General features: G+C 42.6%; 15 protein-coding genes and 2 rRNA genes. 2 read left to right on the top strand and 15 right to left on the bottom strand.

All coding sequences use genetic code 11. From position 1 onward, the window contains the following. Nucleotides 1–656 precede the first annotated feature (656 nt). The 3 genes from FCL48_RS26010 to FCL48_RS23040 form a co-directional block, all read right to left on the bottom strand. Entirely contained in the window at nucleotides 657–956 is a 300-nt protein-coding gene (locus tag FCL48_RS26010; protein WP_136876165.1) for an ATP-binding protein, read from the bottom strand. A 786-nt stretch (nucleotides 957–1,742) separates the two neighbouring features. Beyond that, nucleotides 1,743–1,943, bottom strand: coding sequence for a hypothetical protein (locus tag FCL48_RS23035; protein WP_136876141.1), 201 nt, complete (start codon nucleotides 1,941–1,943; stop codon nucleotides 1,743–1,745). A 481-nt stretch (nucleotides 1,944–2,424) separates the two neighbouring features. Continuing rightward, nucleotides 2,425–3,651 (bottom strand): replication initiation protein, encoded by a 1,227-nt coding sequence (locus FCL48_RS23040; protein WP_169309346.1) that lies wholly within the window; start codon nucleotides 3,649–3,651, stop codon nucleotides 2,425–2,427. 168 nt (nucleotides 3,652–3,819) lie between these two features. Here FCL48_RS23040 and FCL48_RS23045 point away from each other — a divergent pair, with 168 nt between their 5' ends. Then, nucleotides 3,820–4,665: a hypothetical protein gene (locus FCL48_RS23045; protein ID WP_136876145.1), complete on the top strand. Its 846-nt coding sequence runs from the start codon at nucleotides 3,820–3,822 to the stop codon at nucleotides 4,663–4,665. Nucleotides 4,666–5,542: 877 nt separating this feature from the next. On the opposite strand, the gene FCL48_RS26015 is transcribed toward FCL48_RS23045, so the two are convergent. From FCL48_RS26015 to FCL48_RS23100, 10 genes are all read right to left on the bottom strand, one after another. Beyond that, a complete protein-coding gene (locus FCL48_RS26015; RefSeq protein ID WP_371418691.1) occupies nucleotides 5,543–5,665 on the bottom strand; it encodes an NAD(P)-dependent oxidoreductase in 123 nt (40 codons plus the stop codon). Between the two features lie 243 nt (nucleotides 5,666–5,908). Continuing rightward, nucleotides 5,909–6,913, bottom strand: a complete 1,005-nt coding sequence (locus tag FCL48_RS23055; RefSeq protein ID WP_136876147.1) for a hypothetical protein — start codon at nucleotides 6,911–6,913, stop codon at nucleotides 5,909–5,911. Nucleotides 6,914–7,127: 214 nt separating this feature from the next. After that, nucleotides 7,128–7,406 carry an HU family DNA-binding protein gene (locus tag FCL48_RS23060; protein WP_136876149.1) on the bottom strand — a complete coding sequence of 93 codons (279 nt, stop codon included), beginning with the start codon at nucleotides 7,404–7,406 and terminating at the stop codon, nucleotides 7,128–7,130. 1,116 nt (nucleotides 7,407–8,522) lie between these two features. Further along, a complete protein-coding gene (locus FCL48_RS23070; protein ID WP_371418692.1) occupies nucleotides 8,523–8,912 on the bottom strand; it encodes a thioredoxin family protein in 390 nt (129 codons plus the stop codon). Nucleotides 8,913–8,917: 5 nt separating this feature from the next. Beyond that, nucleotides 8,918–9,148 (bottom strand): thioredoxin family protein, encoded by a 231-nt coding sequence (locus tag FCL48_RS23075; RefSeq protein WP_136876151.1) that lies wholly within the window; start codon nucleotides 9,146–9,148, stop codon nucleotides 8,918–8,920. A gap of 86 nt (nucleotides 9,149–9,234) precedes the next feature. Further along, a complete protein-coding gene (locus tag FCL48_RS23080) occupies nucleotides 9,235–10,338 on the bottom strand; it encodes a permease (RefSeq protein WP_136876153.1) in 1,104 nt (367 codons plus the stop codon). A gap of 126 nt (nucleotides 10,339–10,464) precedes the next feature. Continuing rightward, nucleotides 10,465–10,836 carry a metalloregulator ArsR/SmtB family transcription factor gene (locus FCL48_RS23085; RefSeq protein WP_136876155.1) on the bottom strand — a complete coding sequence of 124 codons (372 nt, stop codon included), beginning with the start codon at nucleotides 10,834–10,836 and terminating at the stop codon, nucleotides 10,465–10,467. A 549-nt stretch (nucleotides 10,837–11,385) separates the two neighbouring features. Beyond that, the gene (gene secD / locus FCL48_RS23090; RefSeq protein ID WP_136876157.1) at nucleotides 11,386–13,947 is read right to left on the bottom strand and encodes a protein translocase subunit SecD; all 2,562 of its coding nucleotides are present in this window, start codon (nucleotides 13,945–13,947) and stop codon (nucleotides 11,386–11,388) included. A 203-nt stretch (nucleotides 13,948–14,150) separates the two neighbouring features. After that, complete coding sequence (locus FCL48_RS23095) at nucleotides 14,151–15,122, bottom strand: calcium/sodium antiporter (protein WP_136876159.1); 972 nt, start codon at nucleotides 15,120–15,122, stop codon at nucleotides 14,151–14,153. 110 nt (nucleotides 15,123–15,232) lie between these two features. Continuing rightward, a complete protein-coding gene (locus tag FCL48_RS23100; RefSeq protein WP_169309348.1) occupies nucleotides 15,233–16,867 on the bottom strand; it encodes a YXWGXW repeat-containing protein in 1,635 nt (544 codons plus the stop codon). Between the two features lie 944 nt (nucleotides 16,868–17,811). Between FCL48_RS23100 and FCL48_RS23105 the strand changes: the two genes are divergently transcribed. Further along, entirely contained in the window at nucleotides 17,812–18,132 is a 321-nt protein-coding gene (locus FCL48_RS23105; RefSeq protein ID WP_136876163.1) for a hypothetical protein, read from the top strand. 85 nt (nucleotides 18,133–18,217) lie between these two features. On the opposite strand, the gene rrf is transcribed toward FCL48_RS23105, so the two are convergent. Both rrf and FCL48_RS23115 read right to left on the bottom strand, forming a co-directional pair. Continuing rightward, nucleotides 18,218–18,334 (bottom strand): 5S ribosomal RNA (gene rrf, locus FCL48_RS23110). A 192-nt stretch (nucleotides 18,335–18,526) separates the two neighbouring features. Further along, nucleotides 18,527–18,603, bottom strand: a 16S ribosomal RNA gene (locus tag FCL48_RS23115); the annotation flags it as partial.

Here is an 18,603-nt window from a genome sequence, read left to right on the forward strand (position 1 = left end):
CACATGGTGAGAGGGAATGAAGTCCTGTGCAGTTTCATCACTGCAATATAAACCACTGTCCATTGGGTTCTTAAAAAACCGTTTTAATTCCAAATAAACAAGAACTTTAGCCCTAAACCTCCGCCTTTATTATAGAGAAGGCTTCTTACAAACAAAGCTGAACAACTTCTTCGATAGGGGCTCAGTACGATGCCGGCAAACCTGGAGGTTTTAACCATGCATTTGACAACACTTCAAACAGGTCCAAATACGATCAACCAAGCTAATTTGTTGTTTGGCATAAAAGGTTCACAAAATATTTTTTAAATTTTCAGCCAGTTCTTTTCCCGACAAATTTGGGGTATCTTACGTGCTTCAATGCGACAGAGACCTATCTATAATGCGAACATTGAAACCTTTACCTGCCGCTCTTTCTTAATTTAAATCTCAGATATCTTGCATATCCCTCGTGATTCAGAGCGCCTATACCAGAGGAGCTCGGCCGGGTAGTCGGTGCGAAGCGACACTGTTATTTGTCCATTACCTCGTGGATTGTGTACCAACCTGTTGAGGATTGTGTCTGCAAGGGTCAGGTCGTCCATCTGTTCATGCCAGGGGGCGACAGGGGGCTAGCTGGTCACTAGGATTGATTTGAGGCCATATCAATCCTCGAATATCTATAATAAATTATGGTATTTCTCACGATCCAACTGCTCCAGGCCTAAATCATCCAAGACTAATTTATCGGCCTTGGTAAAGAATGCAGGCATCTTGAGGTATTGTTCATTTCCTTTGGCCGGACTGAGGTCCTCAATGAGTTTTGTAACTCTCACATAGATGGTATTAAAACCCAGCCTGCATGCATTGTTGGCAAAGGTGCCGAGGTGAGTTGTCGTGTCGTAGTAGTCTGCACCGCTTATGTTGCTGTGATGGAACGGTATGCTGTTGTTTGTCTCTTTTCTCAGTGCTCTTTGGATCCAGGCCGCTTTTAAGGATCTATTCTAGGTTTCTTTATGAGAGAACATCGACCTGTAGAGCACGGTTACAAACCGTTTCGAGGCGTTGTTTTCCCTAGGATTACCCAACCTTAAATCCCAAGCACAGCTACTGTAAGCCTGTCGAGAGTGCGCTCTTTTCAGGAAAATGATTGTGTGAGCTCCGATTATCGCCGCCCAACGTATAATCCTTTCCGGGCTCCATTCAGAGTATCATTAGTTTTTTTGCGGCAGGTGGCCCCTGATGGTTGTATGGCTTCCCGGGATTGGTCGCGGAGATTTCTGGCTATCAGTTGATTACGGTGCAGACACTCCACCATTGTTTTGGTGTGGTGGATATCGAGTTGTTTTTTCACGAAGTTATAAGGGACAGAATCATCTGGGACACCGCTAAAAAAAAGGGCGAAAGCAAGAATCAGGGAGGCTATCCTATCTTCAACTTTCTGGATGAGAGTTGCCTCCGATGTGGTTACTCGAACCGAGGACAGCAACAAAGATCTGGGTTTTATGTATCTCTCTGGTTGATAGATCAACAATGTCTACAGTTCGTCAGGAGTATAGCCCACAAGCATTTTTTCGCTGGCCCTATGTTTATGGCTCATCACCTCATCGAGGTTGACAGCCCACTCTCGATAGCTGTGACAGTACAACTGTATTGGTAACCATCGGGTGGGGCCATTGTATTCCAGAGCAGTATTAGCGTGACATGGAGAAGGGGTGAAAAAAGTTTTTGCTCGAGGGAGGTGTCGCTTAACCCTCAGGAAGAGATCACTTAAGCTCTGCAAGTTTTACACGCTGGATATAATCGTCGACATCCCAGCCTATTTCACAGCTTAAACCGATCTTAGGGTTGCTGCGGTTCAGTTCGTATTGAGGCGTAACACCGCTCATATTTTTTCGCAGAGATAATCTGTTGCCTGGCGTAAAATCCTCCTTTATAAAATCATCAAAACAGGACTCATCTACCATCTGGTTTTACGCGTCGCGCCCTTCAACATGGGTGGGCGGAATGAAATCACCAACTGGGATACTCAGATATCTCGTTTTTTCGCGAGAATGTTTATGCAGAATATCTCCAGATGGTTTCAGCACTGTTAGTATTCCTTGGCTGTTCATCCTTACAAACCATTCAAAACCTGAAACTATCTTCAAGCCATCAAAATGATCCTAGGAACTGCTTGTTAAACCGCCCCTGTGTAAGAAAGGCTTGGGACAATCTGCAAAGAACAGAGCAGAAACGGGCTGCTGCAAATTCATACGGAAAGAGTCTTCGTAAACTGGAAATGTTTTTTCGGAAACCTTTGTTCAAGACGGGATCTTATTATCTTATTTCTACCAGGGGTACTGCTGTCTATGCTCAAACAATACATAGAAAAACAGGATGATGTTAAAACACTGTAGTTGCCACCATCTGGAAAGACATTGCAGATGGATAATTTCGCTATATCTGTTAAAGATATTCTTCAGCAAATTCCAAGAATTGTTCTCTGAACTGGATAGACATAACACCATTTTCCCTAAATGATTTCTGCACAACAGGGTGCAGGGTCGATTCATATTTCAGAATTATTTCGGTTCTGTACTTTTCTTCTTTTTGGAGAAATTTCGTTTCTAATTCAGAAAACCTTTTTTCCACAGCCTTATACAGCTCGACCTTTCTTTTTCGCTCTAAATTAAGTTTCTTCAGCTTTTTGCTTTCTTGATCCGCTTCAAAATCACTTTTCCCTGTAATTTTTTCTCTCAACAGATACGCCAGAAAAGCACCACTTTTCTTCTCCACCGTACCAGCAGCCAAACAGGTATTGTAATAATCTAGTATTTGCTGAGTTTTCTCCTCACCCAGATCATTAATATGAGACTTAGCTCTCAATGGCGTTATGCCAAAATATTCCAATTTTTCAAGTAGTTCCTTCTCTGATGATCGTTCAGATTCTACTGGAAAAATTGATTTAGTGTCCATAAAAGGAAGATTTTCCTGATACACCTGACTTACAATGTTAAATCTCACTCTGGTTATTTTTCTTCCCTCTCGGATAGTCTCCAAGTTAAATGTCAGATCACATTGATAAAATCCTGATTCGTCTTTCTTTTCAAATTCTTTCTTTGCCTGGTTCAGGACCCACGCTCTAAACTGCTTAAACTGGACATACTTACCCTTATCGATGCCGAGAATTTCTTTCAATTCATCAACGCGAAACTCTCTGTAACCAATTTTTCGATACTGCTTTAATAATTGATAAATTCTTATGGAATAAATACTCTGAAATTGAGCCAGTATGGTCAACTTTGATTGAGTAAAGTCCCTCCTCAATTGTAAAAGGTATGGCTTCAAGCTGGGGTCAAATCGAAAACTTATGGATCCCTTCTTGTTATTATATTTACAAGAAGATACCCAGCCAACTTTCAATGGCCCATCATCCTCAGGAATGACAATGACCCTTTGCATTAATTGATCTGTTATCTTATCTGCGTCGCGGTATGCATTATTCAAATCGATATTAAGAATTGCCGCTAAATCACGGATCTTAATTTCATAAGGATAAAAATCTACATCGTCCGGATGAATCATTGATGCGACCGCAAAAACTAATCGCTGCTCGCCCACACTCAGCGTATATCTGGATTCAACAAGCTTGTTAGATTGTACTATGAGTGGCGATCTTTCAATTTTTGTCAAAGAATATCTCCTTGAGAGAAAGGTATTGTTGTTGGCGAAAATACTAAAGTATAGATATATTGTCAAGGCTATACCTTTGCCGTCAATCCCTATACCTTTAGCTCAGCAAAAAGTTATCCCAATCGCTCCGTCAATCCCTATACCTTTAGTACAAGGCCGGATTTAGCGATGACCGTCAATCCCTATACCTTTAGCTCAGCAAAAAGTTATCCTAATCGCTCCGTCAATCCCTATACCTTTAATACAGGGCCGGATTTAGCGATGACCGTCAATCTCTATACCTTTAATACAGGGTCAGATTTAGCGATGACCGTCAATCTCTATACCTTTAATACAGGGCCGGATTTACCGCTGACCGTCAATCTCTATACCTTTAATACAGGGTCAGATTTAGCCCTGACCGTCAATCCCTATACCTTTAATACAGGGCCGGATTTACCGCTGACTGTCAATCTCTATACCTTTAATACAGGGTCAGATTTAGCGATGACCGTCAATCTCTATACCTTTAATACAAGGCCGGATTTACCGCTGACTGTCAATCCCTATACCTTTAATACAAGGCCGGATTTAGCGATGACCGTCAATCTCTATACCTTTAATACAGGGTCAGATTTAGCGATGACCGTCAATCTCTATACCTTTAATACAGGGCCGGATTTGCCGCTGACCGTCAATCCCTATACCTTTAATACAGGGCCGGATTTAGCGCTGATCGTCAATCTCTATACCTTTAATACAAGGCCGGATTTAGCGCTGACCGTCAATCCCTATACCTTTAATACAGGGTCAGATTTACCGCTGACCGTCAATCCCTATACCTTTAATACAGGGTCAGATTTAGCGCTGACCGTCAATCTCTATACCTTTAATACAGGGTCAGATTTAGCGCTGACCGTCAATCTCTATACCTTTAATACAAGGCCGGATTTAGCGCTGATCGTCAACTTCTACACTGTTTATACAAGAGCAGTTTTACTGCCGACCATCAATTCCTATGCTTTTACGAAATAGAATTTCTTGTCAATCAATTCAATTTCATAGACTTTTAGTCCATACCGTCAATTTCTGTACCAAAAGACTGTAGATCTCTATACCTTTGACCGTCAATCTCTATACTTTTGACCGTCAATCTCTATACCTTTGACCGTCAATCTCTATACTGAATGCCTCTGTAACTCACTAAATACAAGGGTTATGGAACTTAGAAAACAAGACATAACTCTTTAAAACAAGATAAAACAACAACTCATACCATCATGATTGGTCAATCTCTATACCTTTTTCATATATGGTTGTTATGTTGTTATTTTCTTTTTATATTTATCAGGTTCAGATGTTTTTCAAAACTGATCAAACGACCTTAATTTCCTTTGGCATATATTTGTTAATTCGACATTATTCAACTTATTGTTTGTTTATCTATCATTTAATTTCAGAAAAGTATGGAATGGAGCAAAAGAACCTCTTCTGTATTTGATATGCCTTTGTCAACAAAATATTATCGGGTAACATTGCTGTAATGTATTGTGCTGAAAACAACACTCTAAATGAATATTGATCTTAAAAGTTACAAGAGAACCGATGTAGATATTATCTTCGATTAAAGTGATCGCTGTAGTCCTCAATGAGATTGAAGATGGTCGAGGCCGGGACAGGAGGGTAGACTGCAATAATTATTATCTAAGCCCTTTTAATCTCTTTAAAAAGAAGATCAGAGGAGTATAATTGACATACGGTAAAGGCTTACCTCACTTCAACCCGTTTCTCATTACCTCAACAACTTACACAATGAATTGGGTAGAGCAGAGTGGGGAGAGGAAATACTCTCCTTTGAAGTGGGGGGTGTACAAATGCTCATATAAGACGGTCCCTGGGATCTGATTATTCTTTAATTCGGTTTCACCACCACGTTTCCTCTCCCAACATTTATCAAAACGGCTTTAGACTTTATGGCCTGTAGAGTGGTCGAGTTAATTAAACCATCTTGCGTGAGGTTTCTCTGGCAACACACTGTCCAGATAATCAATGTCAGCGATAAATCCAAGCAGTTGGTCTGAGTTGTACATTCTATCAATATCTTCTTGCGCTGGTGTGTTTTTCGCAGGTGCAGCGCTCCAAGTCATTTGCAGTAATTTACTACAGCGGTATGGATTGTGTCTTGACTTACGAAAAACTTTATTGATGAGATTGTGGTGATGAAATGAATGACTGAAAGGGAGAGAGAAAAACAAAAAGTGTTATGGTTTTAGCCGAATCATTTTACGGTGATGCAGGCAGGATGGAGAATATATTTCGCGTATTTGCCATATTTATCTCGGGCTTTACTACACTCTTTTTCTATGTAAGGGCATTTAAAGTCGGGTTTGGTGGTATTGATCCTGGCCATTACCTTTTCTTCTATAATTGGATTATTGAAGCTGACACAATTGTTACCTTCATCCCAAGCTCCATCGAGATAATCCATGAGATCAAACTTTTGTTTAATGCTCCATTTACGAATTATTTTACGAGAACGAATAGAATTCAGGATTTGGATGTTGCAACTGATATAAGATGAGGCAAAAAAATTGGCAAATCCATTTTTTAGAGGGTCGTCTTTTGTATGAAGAACATTGCTCCAGAAGCGCCAACCGTTGAAGTTTGCAACTAGATCGGCGTAAGAAAAAATCCCTGTTGTGGCATACCCGAAATTCCCAGCCTCCTGGTCCTGTCCCCATTGAATAGCTTGGATCAAGGTCTTATCGTTTTCATTGGTCTGTTCAAAATATTCCCATCCTTCTGCAAAAAAATGGCCGATCTTATCAAGTCCAATAAGATGTCCATCAATATTTACAATATCACTCAATTCTTTCAGATTTAAGGAAAAACCCTCAATATAATTAATGTCTCGGTATATTGAGTCTTTTAAAGACAGGGAGTAACTTTTGTCAGCAAGCAGAATACGGAGTTGTTTGTCCAGGCTATAACCCTTTAAGCCCCAAGACGCCGTAAGAGTACCAAAAATCGATTTTCTCAGTTCCCTATACAATATTTCTTCATTGCAAGAGCCTTCTTTAGGTAGGGTCCCAAAACCGGATTGCCATTTATTTGCATTATCAACACCCTCCTGTATACGATCATTAATGATCGCATTGAGTTGATGCAGACTGTCTTCAAGAATTACTCCCCGTGGGGTGACACTATCAATTTCTGCAGTTTGTGCAGAAGTAGAGAAGACCAGGAAAAAAATACAGATGATGCGCTGGAGACTTGATGCCATTTGCATGCGTGGAATGACAGAGTGAATTCATTACAAGATAGATCTCGTTTTATTTAAGATGAATTGGTGTCGATGTCTTAAATTGTTCCGTGATAATGAACGTTATTGTTATGACTCAGTCATTAAGGAGGTCTGTGGTGTGAAACATTTAATTTTTTATAAGGGTGGATTTTATGTATACGAAATCCACCCGATATTTATGCTTTACACAATTTCAGCCATTATTTACTTCGTCACCTAACGCTTTACCCGCTTTAAATTTAATCACTGTTTTTGCAGGGATGTCGATCTCTTTACCGGTTTGAGGGTTTCGCCCTTTTCTTGCGTCTCGTTTTGTTGTTGAGAAAGCCCCAAAACCTATCAGAGAAACACTTTCTTCTTTTTTCAGGGCTTGAGTTATCCCAGCCAAAATACCTTGTAAAGCTGCTTCTGCTTGAGTTTTAGTAATTCCAGCTGCATTTGATGTATATTCTACAAGCTCTTTTTTGTTCATTTCTTCCTCTTAGTTTTAGTATCAATTCAAAATCAGTTTGGATTGTTGCCCTTTGGGCCAAAGTCGTTCTCGGTTCAAATATTTTTAGACTATATGCGTATTATATACCTGTTGAATAACTGTCAAGTATGGTTCTCAATATTCTGTTCATTCAAAGGGGATAGATTGAAAAACAGAAAAGGCAGGACAAATACACAACGTACCGCTATGACACAACATTACTTTATCTAACCATAATGGCATCTATTGGGCAAGCTTACTTGCAAAAAACAGAGTGCAATTTGGAGAGATTTTAAAATTTTCCCTGATTAGAAGGACTTTTGGTCGAGGACCAGGCCAGATCAATAAAATGGCATGAAGTGAAATCAGACTCTGATGGGGTTCCTGATATCGTTGGGAGCATACTGCTTTCTAGGTCTAACAAGTATATTGTAGAATCAAAAACCTGGGAAGGTGCTAGGTGCAAACGATCCCCACAGGTTGGCTCAAAAAATAGTCGCCTAAAAGTTCGATATAAACTCAAGCAATTTTACGAAAAAATACGCTGCATTGTTGCCAGGCCGTATTTGCCAAGAATTATTTTACCAGTGCGGTGCAATTCCGGGCAATACCAATCAAGATACAATGGCCGAGACCAAAAAGGAGAATAAAAATAAAACCTGGTAGAATTTTTTACTGAATTGTTATGATTGCAGGAATGGGGACTATAAAACCAAAGGCGCAGCAACCAAGAACAAATACTCCCCCCATGCCTTGTACTTTGATTGTGAGGAGCAAGCCATTTGACATCGAACACTGAGCAATACCCAAAGAAGAAGTACTCCTGCTATAATATTCATATAGGAGTTGACGATCACAGGTACCGCGCATATAAATCCATTGGTGGCTATTGTGATAAACAGGGCGATAGTAAATAGCACAGCATAGAGCACAGCCTGCAGACCGGCAGGTAATATGATCTTGATTTGTTACATAACAGACACTAAGTGGTATTGATGCGAAATAGCAGGGACTGAAATGGATACTCACCATTCTCCATAAAAAGAATCAAGGCCTCCCTGCAGAAGGCCCTGATTCAGCCATGTGTTGATAGTAAGAAAAATGTAATCTATATAATTATTTGACCCCGAGTTTGGTCAGCTCCGAGATTATTGAGGCTTTATCATAGAACCCCTCATGTCGTAGCACTTCGTTACCCTTGGCATCGTAAAAAATCTGAGTTGGGATAAGGCTGATACCATAATCGTTTCCGGCATTTGGGTTTTCCCATACATCGATAAAGACAATGGCAGCCCGGCCCTTGTACTCTGCTTCAAGTTCTTCCATGATCGGTGCCATCATTTTACAAGGGATACATTTTTTTGCCCCAAGATCCACCATAGTCACCATTCCCGAAACAGGAATTTCCAGATGTTGTTTTGCCACGACAACAGAAGCCGACGTTACCAATATCAGAACACTAGATGTAAATAAAATGACACCATTGAGCAGGTTTTTAACAGAAATGTATCTCAACTTAGCCACTCCTCAACTTCACTCTGTTTTGGGACACGGCCGACACATTTAACTTCACCATTAACCACCACTGCCGGCGTAGAAAAAATACCCAGTTGGGCTATTTCTTGAAAATCAGTAACCTTAGTAAGAGTAGCCTGAATCTGTTTAGCAGCAATGGCGGCTTCTACTGTTTTCTGCGCTTTTTCACAGGAAGCGCAACCCGGTCCACATACCTTAATTTCCATTTCTTTCCTCATTTTTTGTATTAAAATTTAAATAACATTTTGATAAGACTATCAGATTTATATAAAGAGATTTATGGCAGACCCATTCAGATAATCTGATTGAATAAAAAACCGGTGAATAGAATTCCGGTACCAACCACAGCAATAAATACGGCTATCAATTTTGGTTTAAGTACCTTTCGAAGAATGACCATCTCCGGCAGTGATAAGGCGATAACACTCATCATAAAAGCCAGTACGGTGCCAAGTGCGGCACCTTTCCCAAGGAGCGCCTCCACAACCGGTACAATACCTGCCGCATTTGAATACATGGGTATACCAACGACAACAGCCGCAGGTACCGACCACCAGGCATCTTTGCCCATGATTGAGGCCATAAAGGCTTCGGGTACATAACCATGTATGGCTGCACCAACACCAATCCCAGCTACGACGTAGATCCATACCTTGCCGACGATATCACGCACAGCTTCACGACCACGACCAATGCGGTCTGCCCATGTCAGTTCTTCTTCTACGACTATGGCTTCGCTCGCCCGCATCGCCTGTACCCAATCCTCAATCCAGTGTTCAAGTTTGAAGCGGCCAATGATCCAGCCAGAGATTATGGCAATCATGATACCTGTGAAAAGGTAAAGAGCAGCAACTTTCCAGCCAAGCAGGCCATAGAGCAGAACCACGGCAATTTCGTTCACCATCGGAGCTGCAATGAGAAAAGAGAAAGTGACACCTAAGGGCACTCCAGCCTGAACAAAACCGAGAAAAAGCGGTACAGCAGAACAAGAACAAAATGGAGTTACAATGCCAAGCAAGGCAGCCATGACGTTACCTGCAGTTTCTCGTTTCCCGGCTAAATATTTACGAGTTCGCTCCTGGGTGAAAAAAGACCGAATCATGCCAATAACAAAAACAATAAGTGTGAGCAGCATCATCACCTTTGGCGTGTCATAGACAAAAAACTGGATAGCCTCGCCAAGATGACTTCCCTTTTCAAGTCCAACTATTGAGTAAGCGAAAAAATATGAAAAGGGTTCAAGCTGTTTGTAAATGATATACCAAAGAGCAAAACCGAGAAGACCTATAAGAATGGCTTTGGTCATATTTGGTCTTGTTACTCCTGAGGATTTCTTGACATCTGTTGTTCTGCTGCCAGATTCACAGTCTGTTGCTAGGGTTTGAATTTTCTTCATAAATCAGTCCTTAATGTTTGAACTTATTCGCCTGAAACAAGTCTCAGGTGAAGCTCTGCCTATATTGTCCATTTGAGCGAGTATGATCGGGTCAACCCGGAAAGGCAGAAGCTTTTTGGTCAGGTTCTACTGTTCTTGCCGGTTATTTTCTATACGGCATGGTGAGCTATTTTTACTCCTCAGGAATTCCAAGCATCTTTGTTGGTCTTTGATAGCGGTCTCCAGCCCGGAACAGTGCTGCTTGACACCAGCCAGTAAAGTCGAACCAAGAGTTTGGTTTTCAACCAATCGGTAATACATCCAGGTTCCGTGCCGTTCCCCATCAACGAGTCCTGCATTACGCAGGAGGGCGAGATGACGTGATGCGGTTGATTGAGGAATATCTAAGGATCCCATCAGGTCGCAGACGCATAATTCGCCGTTGTTTAGAAGTAACAGTAACATCCGCAGCCTGGTGCTGTCGGAAAGAGCTTTAAACAGTTGAATCTCATTTTGCATAGGGGCTTTCCTGTCCGAAAGAGAGTGTTAATTCCTCATAACAAATATTCATTTAAACTATATTCGTATACGTCTTGTGTTACATATATCCGAATATGCGGATATATAGCAAGTGTTTTTTTATTCCCTCAATATTTTTTAAATACATGCATGTTGAGTTTGTGATATTTGCATATTGTCATAAAAAGTAATGGGTTTTGTACTGATCTTGTAAACATGGGTGGGGGAGTGGTCACTGGCAAAGATATGAAGGGCAGATGAGGAGATAGATATGGCGGATAGAGTCTATACAAAAGAGTCTGCGATCCTCTGCAAAACAGATGAAGTTGCACGGTTAACGCCTTATCGTTAGCATGTATTTTCAGAGCAGAAAAGATATACTCGTTATGTCAGCCAATTTTGAATCTTGGCCCCAAAATTCTGCAGGGGCCAGGGATTCGGCGAAAGAAACCGGAAAGACCATATTAACGGCTGACAAAAGGTCAACAACATTAAAATCCAGCAGCTTAAGGTTATCTGTTGTTCTTTCCGGTTTTTTACTGTTACGCTTTAGTTTCTATCCCAGAGAGTCAGGATTGGACTGGCTACAAAAATCGATGAATACGTGCCGATGATGACCCCCAGCAGTAGGACCAATGAGAAGTCGTGAATAACTGAGCCGCCAAACATAAAAAGAGCCAGAACACTTAAAAAAACTGTGAAAGAAGTTACGATAGAGCGGGAAAGCACTTCATTGACGCTGTTATTGATCACTCTCAAGAGAGATGGGTTGTCGGATTTTTTCATGTTTTCGCGGATTCGGTCAAAGATAACCACTGTATCATTTAATGAGTAACCAGCTAAAGTGAGTAACGCCGTGACCATCAGCAGTGTCATCTCAATATTCATCAGCCAGCAGATCCCAAGAACAGCGAGGACATCATGAAAGGTGGCGACAGCTGCGCCGATACCAAAGCTGAGATTGAAACGAAAAGCGAGATAAACTATTACGCCCCCCATGGAAAGAGCGATGGCAAGCATTGCCTTATTACGAAGAACGGCACTCACTGAGGAACCTATTTCAGTTTGGCTTTCTAAAGAGAAATTTTTGTCGGGAAGTTGAGTGTTAAGGACTTTGGTCACCTGCTCATTAAGTTCAGATGCAATAACCTCCGTGGATTTTTTGATTTTTACGATGAGCCGGCCTTCGTTTTCCACCTGTTGCAGGTCGACACCTTCCAGCTTACTTTTATCAAAGGCCGTACGCACCTCATCCATGGAGAAATTCTGGTCAGCTTTATACTGTAGCAGAGAACCGCCGGCAAAATCGACACCCATGTTCGCATTACCAAGTAGAATTTCCCCAAACGCAACAACGCCCAGAATAACGAGTGCACCCGAAAAAGCGAAGGCGAGCTTGCGCAACTTCATGTAATCCAGACTTGGCTTTTTTATAAACTGTAAGAAGTTGATTCGTTTGATCAGTTTTTTGGAGCTCAAAAGGTTGAAGGTCCAGTGTGAATAATAGATAGAGGTGAAAAGATTAAAGATTATTCCAAGAGAAAGAGTCACTGCGAAGCCTTTAACAGGACCGGTCCCAAATAAAAACAGGGCCAGTGCTGTAATCAAGGTCGTGACGTGGGCATCGATAATGGTTAGAAATGCTTTGCTGAACCCACCATCAATACTGGATTTTATCGATTTTCCCAAAGCAGATTCCTCTCGCATACGTTCAAAAATAAGAACGTTGGAGTCGACGGCCATGCCAACCGAAAGGACTATGCCGGCAATACCTGGCATCGTGAGGGTGGCGCTGAGGATCGCAAGACCGGCAAAAAGAAAAAGGATATTAAGAACCATAGCGGTATTGGCTATGATCCCCGATAGTCGATAATAAATAAGCATAAACCCGACGACAAGGATAGAACCAAGCATACCGGAGAACACACCTTTCTGAATAGAATCCTGACCCAGACTCGCACCAACCGTCATATTCTGGATAATATCAACAGGGGCGGGAAGAGCACCAACCCGTAAAACTATCGCCAGGTCAGCGGCTTCTTCATGGCTAAAATTGCCGGAAATCTGGGCCGAGCCTCCGAGTATTTTTTCACGTATAACCGGAGCGGATCGGACAACATCATCTAGAACGATGGCCATTCTTTTGCCGGTATTCTGCTCGGTAACTGTACCAAAAACCTTGGCTCCACTACCGGTCATGTCGAGACTGACATAGGGTTCATTAAATGAGCCGCCTATCCGCACTTGGGCATCTTTGATCATGTCTCCAGTCATCAAGATTTTATTTTGCAACAGGAGGGGGGTATTGGTTTCTTTCTTGGTTACAGGATCAATCTCTTTTTCAAAAGCGATGGAAGTATCTTTGGGGAGTCTGTTTTGCAGGAACAGATTAAGTTTTTTTACATCTTCACCGGTATGCCAGTGCCCGAGATCAACGGCTTGACTTATAAGTTCTCTAAGGTTGAGTCCTTCGGTATCGGCAACCATTTTAAATTCGAGTTGGGCGGTATCCCCAAGAAGTTTTAATGCCCGCTTTGGATCTTTTACCCCTGGAAGCTGGATAACGATCTCATCGTCTCCCTGGCGGATGATAACAGGTTCGGCGACACCAAACTGGTCAATCCTGTTGCGCAGGATCTCCAGGGACTGATTGACTGCGTTTGCCCTGATATAATCAATCTTTTCTTTGGATAATTTGAGGAAGATACGAGGGAAACTTCCTTGTTTTGCCTCAATGTCGAGAGCGATATCAGCATCGTTTTTGGTAAGCGCTACAACTTTTTCCACGGCATCTGAGTTGGGCAACGTGAAGAGTATCGTCCCAGCTTCTTGTGATTTACTTTGAACGATGCTGATTGATTGCTCAGAAAGACGATCCTTTAAATCATTTGCTGCCAGCTCAAGGGAGTTTTGTGCGGCACGATCAAGGTCGACCTTCAATACCAAGTGCATACCTCCTTGTAAATCCAGGCCGAGATGGAGTCCACCCGGGGATAGATACTGTTTCCACCAGCTCGGAGTCCCGGAATAAAAAGATGGCAAAATTGTCAGAATAGCAAAGAAGACCAGAAAAAAGACAGTACCGAGCTTAAGTCGTAGTGATGTGTTCATAAAACTCCTGAGAGGCAAATGAAAGGATTTGGTTGTTGGTCTGTTGACCTTTGAAAGATTTGAGTGGTGGAGCCATGAGTTTTCATTTGCTATGTGATAATACACCGGCGATGAGTTGCAATATGCTGTTGAAAATATTCATATTGGAAAGCTGTATTATACACTGGGACGGTCAATGAAAAGTGGCTTTTGGGGTTGTGTTCTCATGTGCTGAGGGCAATACGGATAAGGTAAGCGGTGTAAGCGATATAGCAGGATAAAAGTCCGGCACCTTCTAGTCTATTGATACGACCGGGTCCCCGAAATCCATAACCGATGATGAACAGTGATACAGTGAGTGTGGCCATAACCAAAAAATCTCGGGAAAGGACTTCCGGTCCGGCAGTTAAAGGGTGAATCGTCCCGGCAATGCCTACCACAGCCAGTGTGTTGAAAAGATTGGAACCAAGAATATTGCCAAGAGCAATATCATGTTCACCTTTGCGAATTGCGATAAGTGAAGAAGCTAATTCAGGCAAAGAGGTGCCTGTTGCCACTACGGTCAAGCCGATTATCAGATCACTTACTCCAAAGTCATGTGCAATTTCGACAGCACCCCAGACCAGGATACGGGAGGCAGCAATCAAGAAGATCAGACCCGCAACCAGCCAGCCAAAAGCTCGGTGGATCGGCATGGTGTGAGCTGCCAACTTCTCTTCTATCTCTATAGCCAACGCATCTTTTTTTTTGCCCATTCCTTGTCGGATGGTCCAATACATCAAGCCGCTAAAAACTCCCAAGAGTACCAGGGCGTCGGTACGGCTGATTTCGGCATCTCTGAGTTGCCATGCTGCCAGTACCGTAATAGCTGTAAGAAGAGGCAATTCTTTGCGCAGCACTTGCGAATCTACTGAGATGGGACTGATAAGAGCAGTTACCCCTAGAATAAGAGCGATGTTAGAAATATTAGAACCATATGCGTTACCAAGAGCAATGCCGGGATTCCCTTGTAACGCAGCAAGCCCGGAAACCATCATTTCGGGTAATGAGGTACCAAAGCCAATAATCACCATACCGATCAACAGCGGTGGCATGCCAAAATGGCGTGCCACCGAGGACGTACCCTCTACAAAACGATCGGCGCTCAATACCAGGAGGATGAGTCCTGAGATCACGGCCAAAATAGGTATAATCACAATATGTTGCGTCTCCTTTATAAGTTTTTCTTGTTGGGTTGTTGATTTTGAGTACCGTATTTAAAGATTTTCAGGAACTGTATTTTACAGAATGTGCAGGGCGATTCTGCTCAATCAAATCTTCCTTTATTGGATTTACCCCGGGCTTCAGTTTGACCTTGTGGGGTAAGTTGCTGATCTTCATCGGGAACAACCTGATGTTGTTTTTCAGTCTTTCCCTTTTGCCTGAACTGTTTCTGTTCTTGAGACTGCACCTGAGGTTGTTTCTTAGGCTTCTGCTCCTGCCTGAACTGTTTCTGTTCTTGAGGCTGTACCTGAGGTTGTTTCTTAGGTTTCTGCTCCTGCCTGAGCTGTTTCTGCTCTTGAGGCTGCACCTGAGGTTGTTTCTTAGGCTTCTGCTCTTGTCTGAGCTGTTTCTGCTCTTGAGGCTGCACCTGAGGTTGTTTCTTAGGCTTCTGCTCTTGCTTGAAATGTTTCTGGTCATGAGGCTGTACCTCAGACTTTTTGGGTGTGGCTGGTGCTGCCTCAAATTTCCTATGCTCTGTCTGGATATTATTCAAACGTTGGTTTTGTTGTTGTTTTTGAAAGTCTCTCCTGTTGTCCGTCTTTACGTGGGTAAATCGTAAAGGCTGGGACTTGTTTTCTACTACGTCAACAAGGCGTCTGCCTATCATTTGCGTGGCAGGATAATGAAGCTGTTTGTCTTTGTGCTTATCCTTTTGCCCGTATATTCGAGGTGGTCGTGCATCTTCATGGTTGCGACGGTACTCAAATTGCTGGTGGTAATTTTTCTCCCAATTTTTATCATTCCGAAGTCGATGCGAGCGGTAGTTGCGATAATAGGGATCATGGCCGAACCTTGTGGCCCGATTGGAATACCAGGGGTGAAATCCACGTTTTTCGTATCGAGGGTCATAGTAATCGCCAAAATAATAATGGTGTGAATCTCGGATAAAGAGTGATAGAAAAACGGCATCAAAATCAAGAACAATAGCTGGAGAATAAAAGTAGCCGTGATTTCTATATATAGGTCGTGAGTAATAGAGCGGTGCGAACATCAAACCCCGACGACTGATCTGATAATCCCAGTAACCCATTACAAAAACAAAACCATGTGGTGTCCACACATAATGTGCGGGAATCCAGACCATGTCAGGTCTTTTTGCGTGCCAGTAGCCCGTTTGCCAGGCATAGCCATTGGGAGTCCAGATCCAACTTCCCTCTATCCAAACAAAATCAGGTGATGTTGGTGGAGAACTGGGCCCCACTTCCAGAGGTTCAGGAGGAGGTGGTAGAAATTCTGTGCGGGATTGATTGGTATCAGCCCAGTATCCAGATATGTATTGGCTGCCACCCTCAATTGATAGCCAATATCCTGAAACCCATTGACGATCAGGTGGTACATCCCTCCAGACACCACTCACCCAGATAAAATCATCTTGGTCTTCGTCCCAACTCCAATATCCGGGAATCCAGGTGACCTGTTCCCCTTCCGGACGAAATTCTGGAGGGATTTCATTTATTGGTTCCGGTACAGGGCGTGTGGTGATGATACCAGCCGGTTTTTCGTCCACGCTGACATCGGCAAAAGCTTCGTGTATCGGACCGCGTGTCAGGACTTCTACTCCGTCATCAGTTTGATAGATATCGCTTGCTGCAGAGGCGACTGCTGTTTGCAGAAAACATGACAAACCTATCGACAGTGCAACAATGAAGACTTTTTGCAAAAGATAATTTTGCAGCATGGTTCCTCCTGGATTTGTTCTCGCTGAATAGCTTGAGGCGCTGTTCTGCGATTTTGAATGGGGGGACGTTCCTTGATGGCGCGATTGGTTGAAACCAGGGATCTTGAACGTCTCGAGTAACAGGCAGTAGAAGAGCCTCCTGGGCTCAACGATTGTCCTATTGGCTGATATATAACTGATTTTCTTTTTCATTTATAATATTCCTTTCTAGAAGCGTGCTTTGGCTTTAGTTATATCAACCTTGTTTCCTGGGATAAACTTCATGCCGGACATATAATAAACATTCGGATTGAGAAGGTGAGGGGGGCAAGATAACTTGAACGATTTTTAGTATCATTATTTTTCACCTCGTTATAATGGATCATTAATGTGAACAGAGATCGTCTCTTAGTTTTTTTGTAATCGAGAATACCGATCAAGAATAGAAGACATCTAGAGAAACAGAGTCTCAGGTGGCCTCATATCGAAATCATGTCGGGTAGATGTCGAGTCTTTTATACCTTCACAGACAAACAACAACAAATCTATTGAACTCTGTCTAAAGTTGTGATCTATGGGGTTTACACTTTCATAAAGAACAACCTTGTCGGTTAGACGTTGAGAGAGTAAAAGCGGAGACACGGAAGGGGGGTTGGGCCAGGGTCTTCGCATTTTAAAAAGATAAACGAAAAGCAGGCCTTTTATGGCAGGGTAATGGAATTGTGAACCAAACAATACTTCAGGAAAAAATATATGGCGGTACTGTTGAATCGCGACTGGCATTTGCTCTCTTGCTTTTGAGAAACTTTGGGCATTCTCTAGCCGGTCTGACCGATGCATGTTCAGTCCTTGCCCGAATGCGAACTCAGGAAAGTACCTTAGCCGCATTTATGAAAGCCCTGTTGCTCGGTAGAGTCTGTTCCTCCTGTGCTTCTACAAACGGGGGCGGTTGCTGCAGCAGTTACATGGCTGGTGAAACGGACAGTCTGCAGATACTTATAAATTTGATGGCGGGAGTCAATGTTATCCCGGTTAACCATAATCCTGCAGAGTGCTGCTATCTAGATACTGCCGCAGGGTGTATTTTTACTTTCAAACCCATGTTTTGTCTCAATTATAATTGTCAGAGCATCAAGGGGCAGTTGAAGCGGGCTGGAGAACAGCAACTAGAGAAGTTGACCGCCATGTTGCTTGGCAGTCAGTATGAGCTCGAAATGCTGCTGTTCCGTTTTTTGAATACTGATGAATCTTGCCAAAAAATTTTCCTCTTGGCAGCTGAAAGCTAAAAATACCCTAATGATAAGGGGAAGCGTCTTAAAAAACAAAAAAGCCCCAATCAAGATGTATCTTGATCGGGGCTTTTATTAAAAAATACGGCGATGACTTACTCTCCCACACAGTCGCCCGTGCAGTACCATCAGCGCTAAAGAGCTTAACTTCCGTGTTCGGAATGGGAACGGGTGGATCCTCTTTGCTATGACCGCCGTAAAACTTGTTAAAACACCGGGGACTTGTAAGAAACTTCCCCAGGGTCAGACGATCCCTCAAAACTAAATAACAACCGTCAGTTAGACAAGCTAACCAACTAAACAAACGGGGTTAATCCCCAGTAACAGGTTTTGTGTACTCATGTTCTTACAAGATGTAAGAAACCGGTAACACTCACTGTATCATCCTTAAAAAGGAGGTGATCCAGCCCCAGGTTCCCCTAGGGCTACCTTGTTACGACTTCACCCCAGTTACCAATCATACCTTGG

Source organism: Desulforhopalus sp. IMCC35007 (assembly GCF_005116575.1).
Classification (GTDB): Bacteria; Desulfobacterota; Desulfobulbia; order Desulfobulbales; family Desulfocapsaceae; genus Desulforhopalus_A.

Excerpts from the sequence above, each read along its gene's own strand:
- FCL48_RS23080 (WP_136876153.1), bottom strand. The coding sequence starts at position 10,338 with ATGAAGAAAATTCAAACCCTAGCAACAGACTGTGAATCTGGCAGCAGA.
- secD (WP_136876157.1), bottom strand. The coding sequence starts at position 13,947 with ATGAACACATCACTACGACTTAAGCTCGGTACTGTCTTTTTTCTGGTC.
- FCL48_RS23100 (WP_169309348.1), bottom strand. The coding sequence starts at position 16,867 with ATGCTGCAAAATTATCTTTTGCAAAAAGTCTTCATTGTTGCACTGTCG.
- FCL48_RS23045 (WP_136876145.1), top strand. The coding sequence starts at position 3,820 with ATGACCGTCAATCCCTATACCTTTAGCTCAGCAAAAAGTTATCCTAAT.
- FCL48_RS23035 (WP_136876141.1), bottom strand. The coding sequence starts at position 1,943 with ATGGTAGATGAGTCCTGTTTTGATGATTTTATAAAGGAGGATTTTACG.
- FCL48_RS23105 (WP_136876163.1), top strand. The coding sequence starts at position 17,812 with ATGGCTGGTGAAACGGACAGTCTGCAGATACTTATAAATTTGATGGCG.
- FCL48_RS23060 (WP_136876149.1), bottom strand. The coding sequence starts at position 7,406 with ATGAACAAAAAAGAGCTTGTAGAATATACATCAAATGCAGCTGGAATT.
- FCL48_RS23075 (WP_136876151.1), bottom strand. The coding sequence starts at position 9,148 with ATGGAAATTAAGGTATGTGGACCGGGTTGCGCTTCCTGTGAAAAAGCG.
- FCL48_RS23085 (WP_136876155.1), bottom strand. The coding sequence starts at position 10,836 with ATGCAAAATGAGATTCAACTGTTTAAAGCTCTTTCCGACAGCACCAGG.
- FCL48_RS23055 (WP_136876147.1), bottom strand. The coding sequence starts at position 6,913 with ATGGCATCAAGTCTCCAGCGCATCATCTGTATTTTTTTCCTGGTCTTC.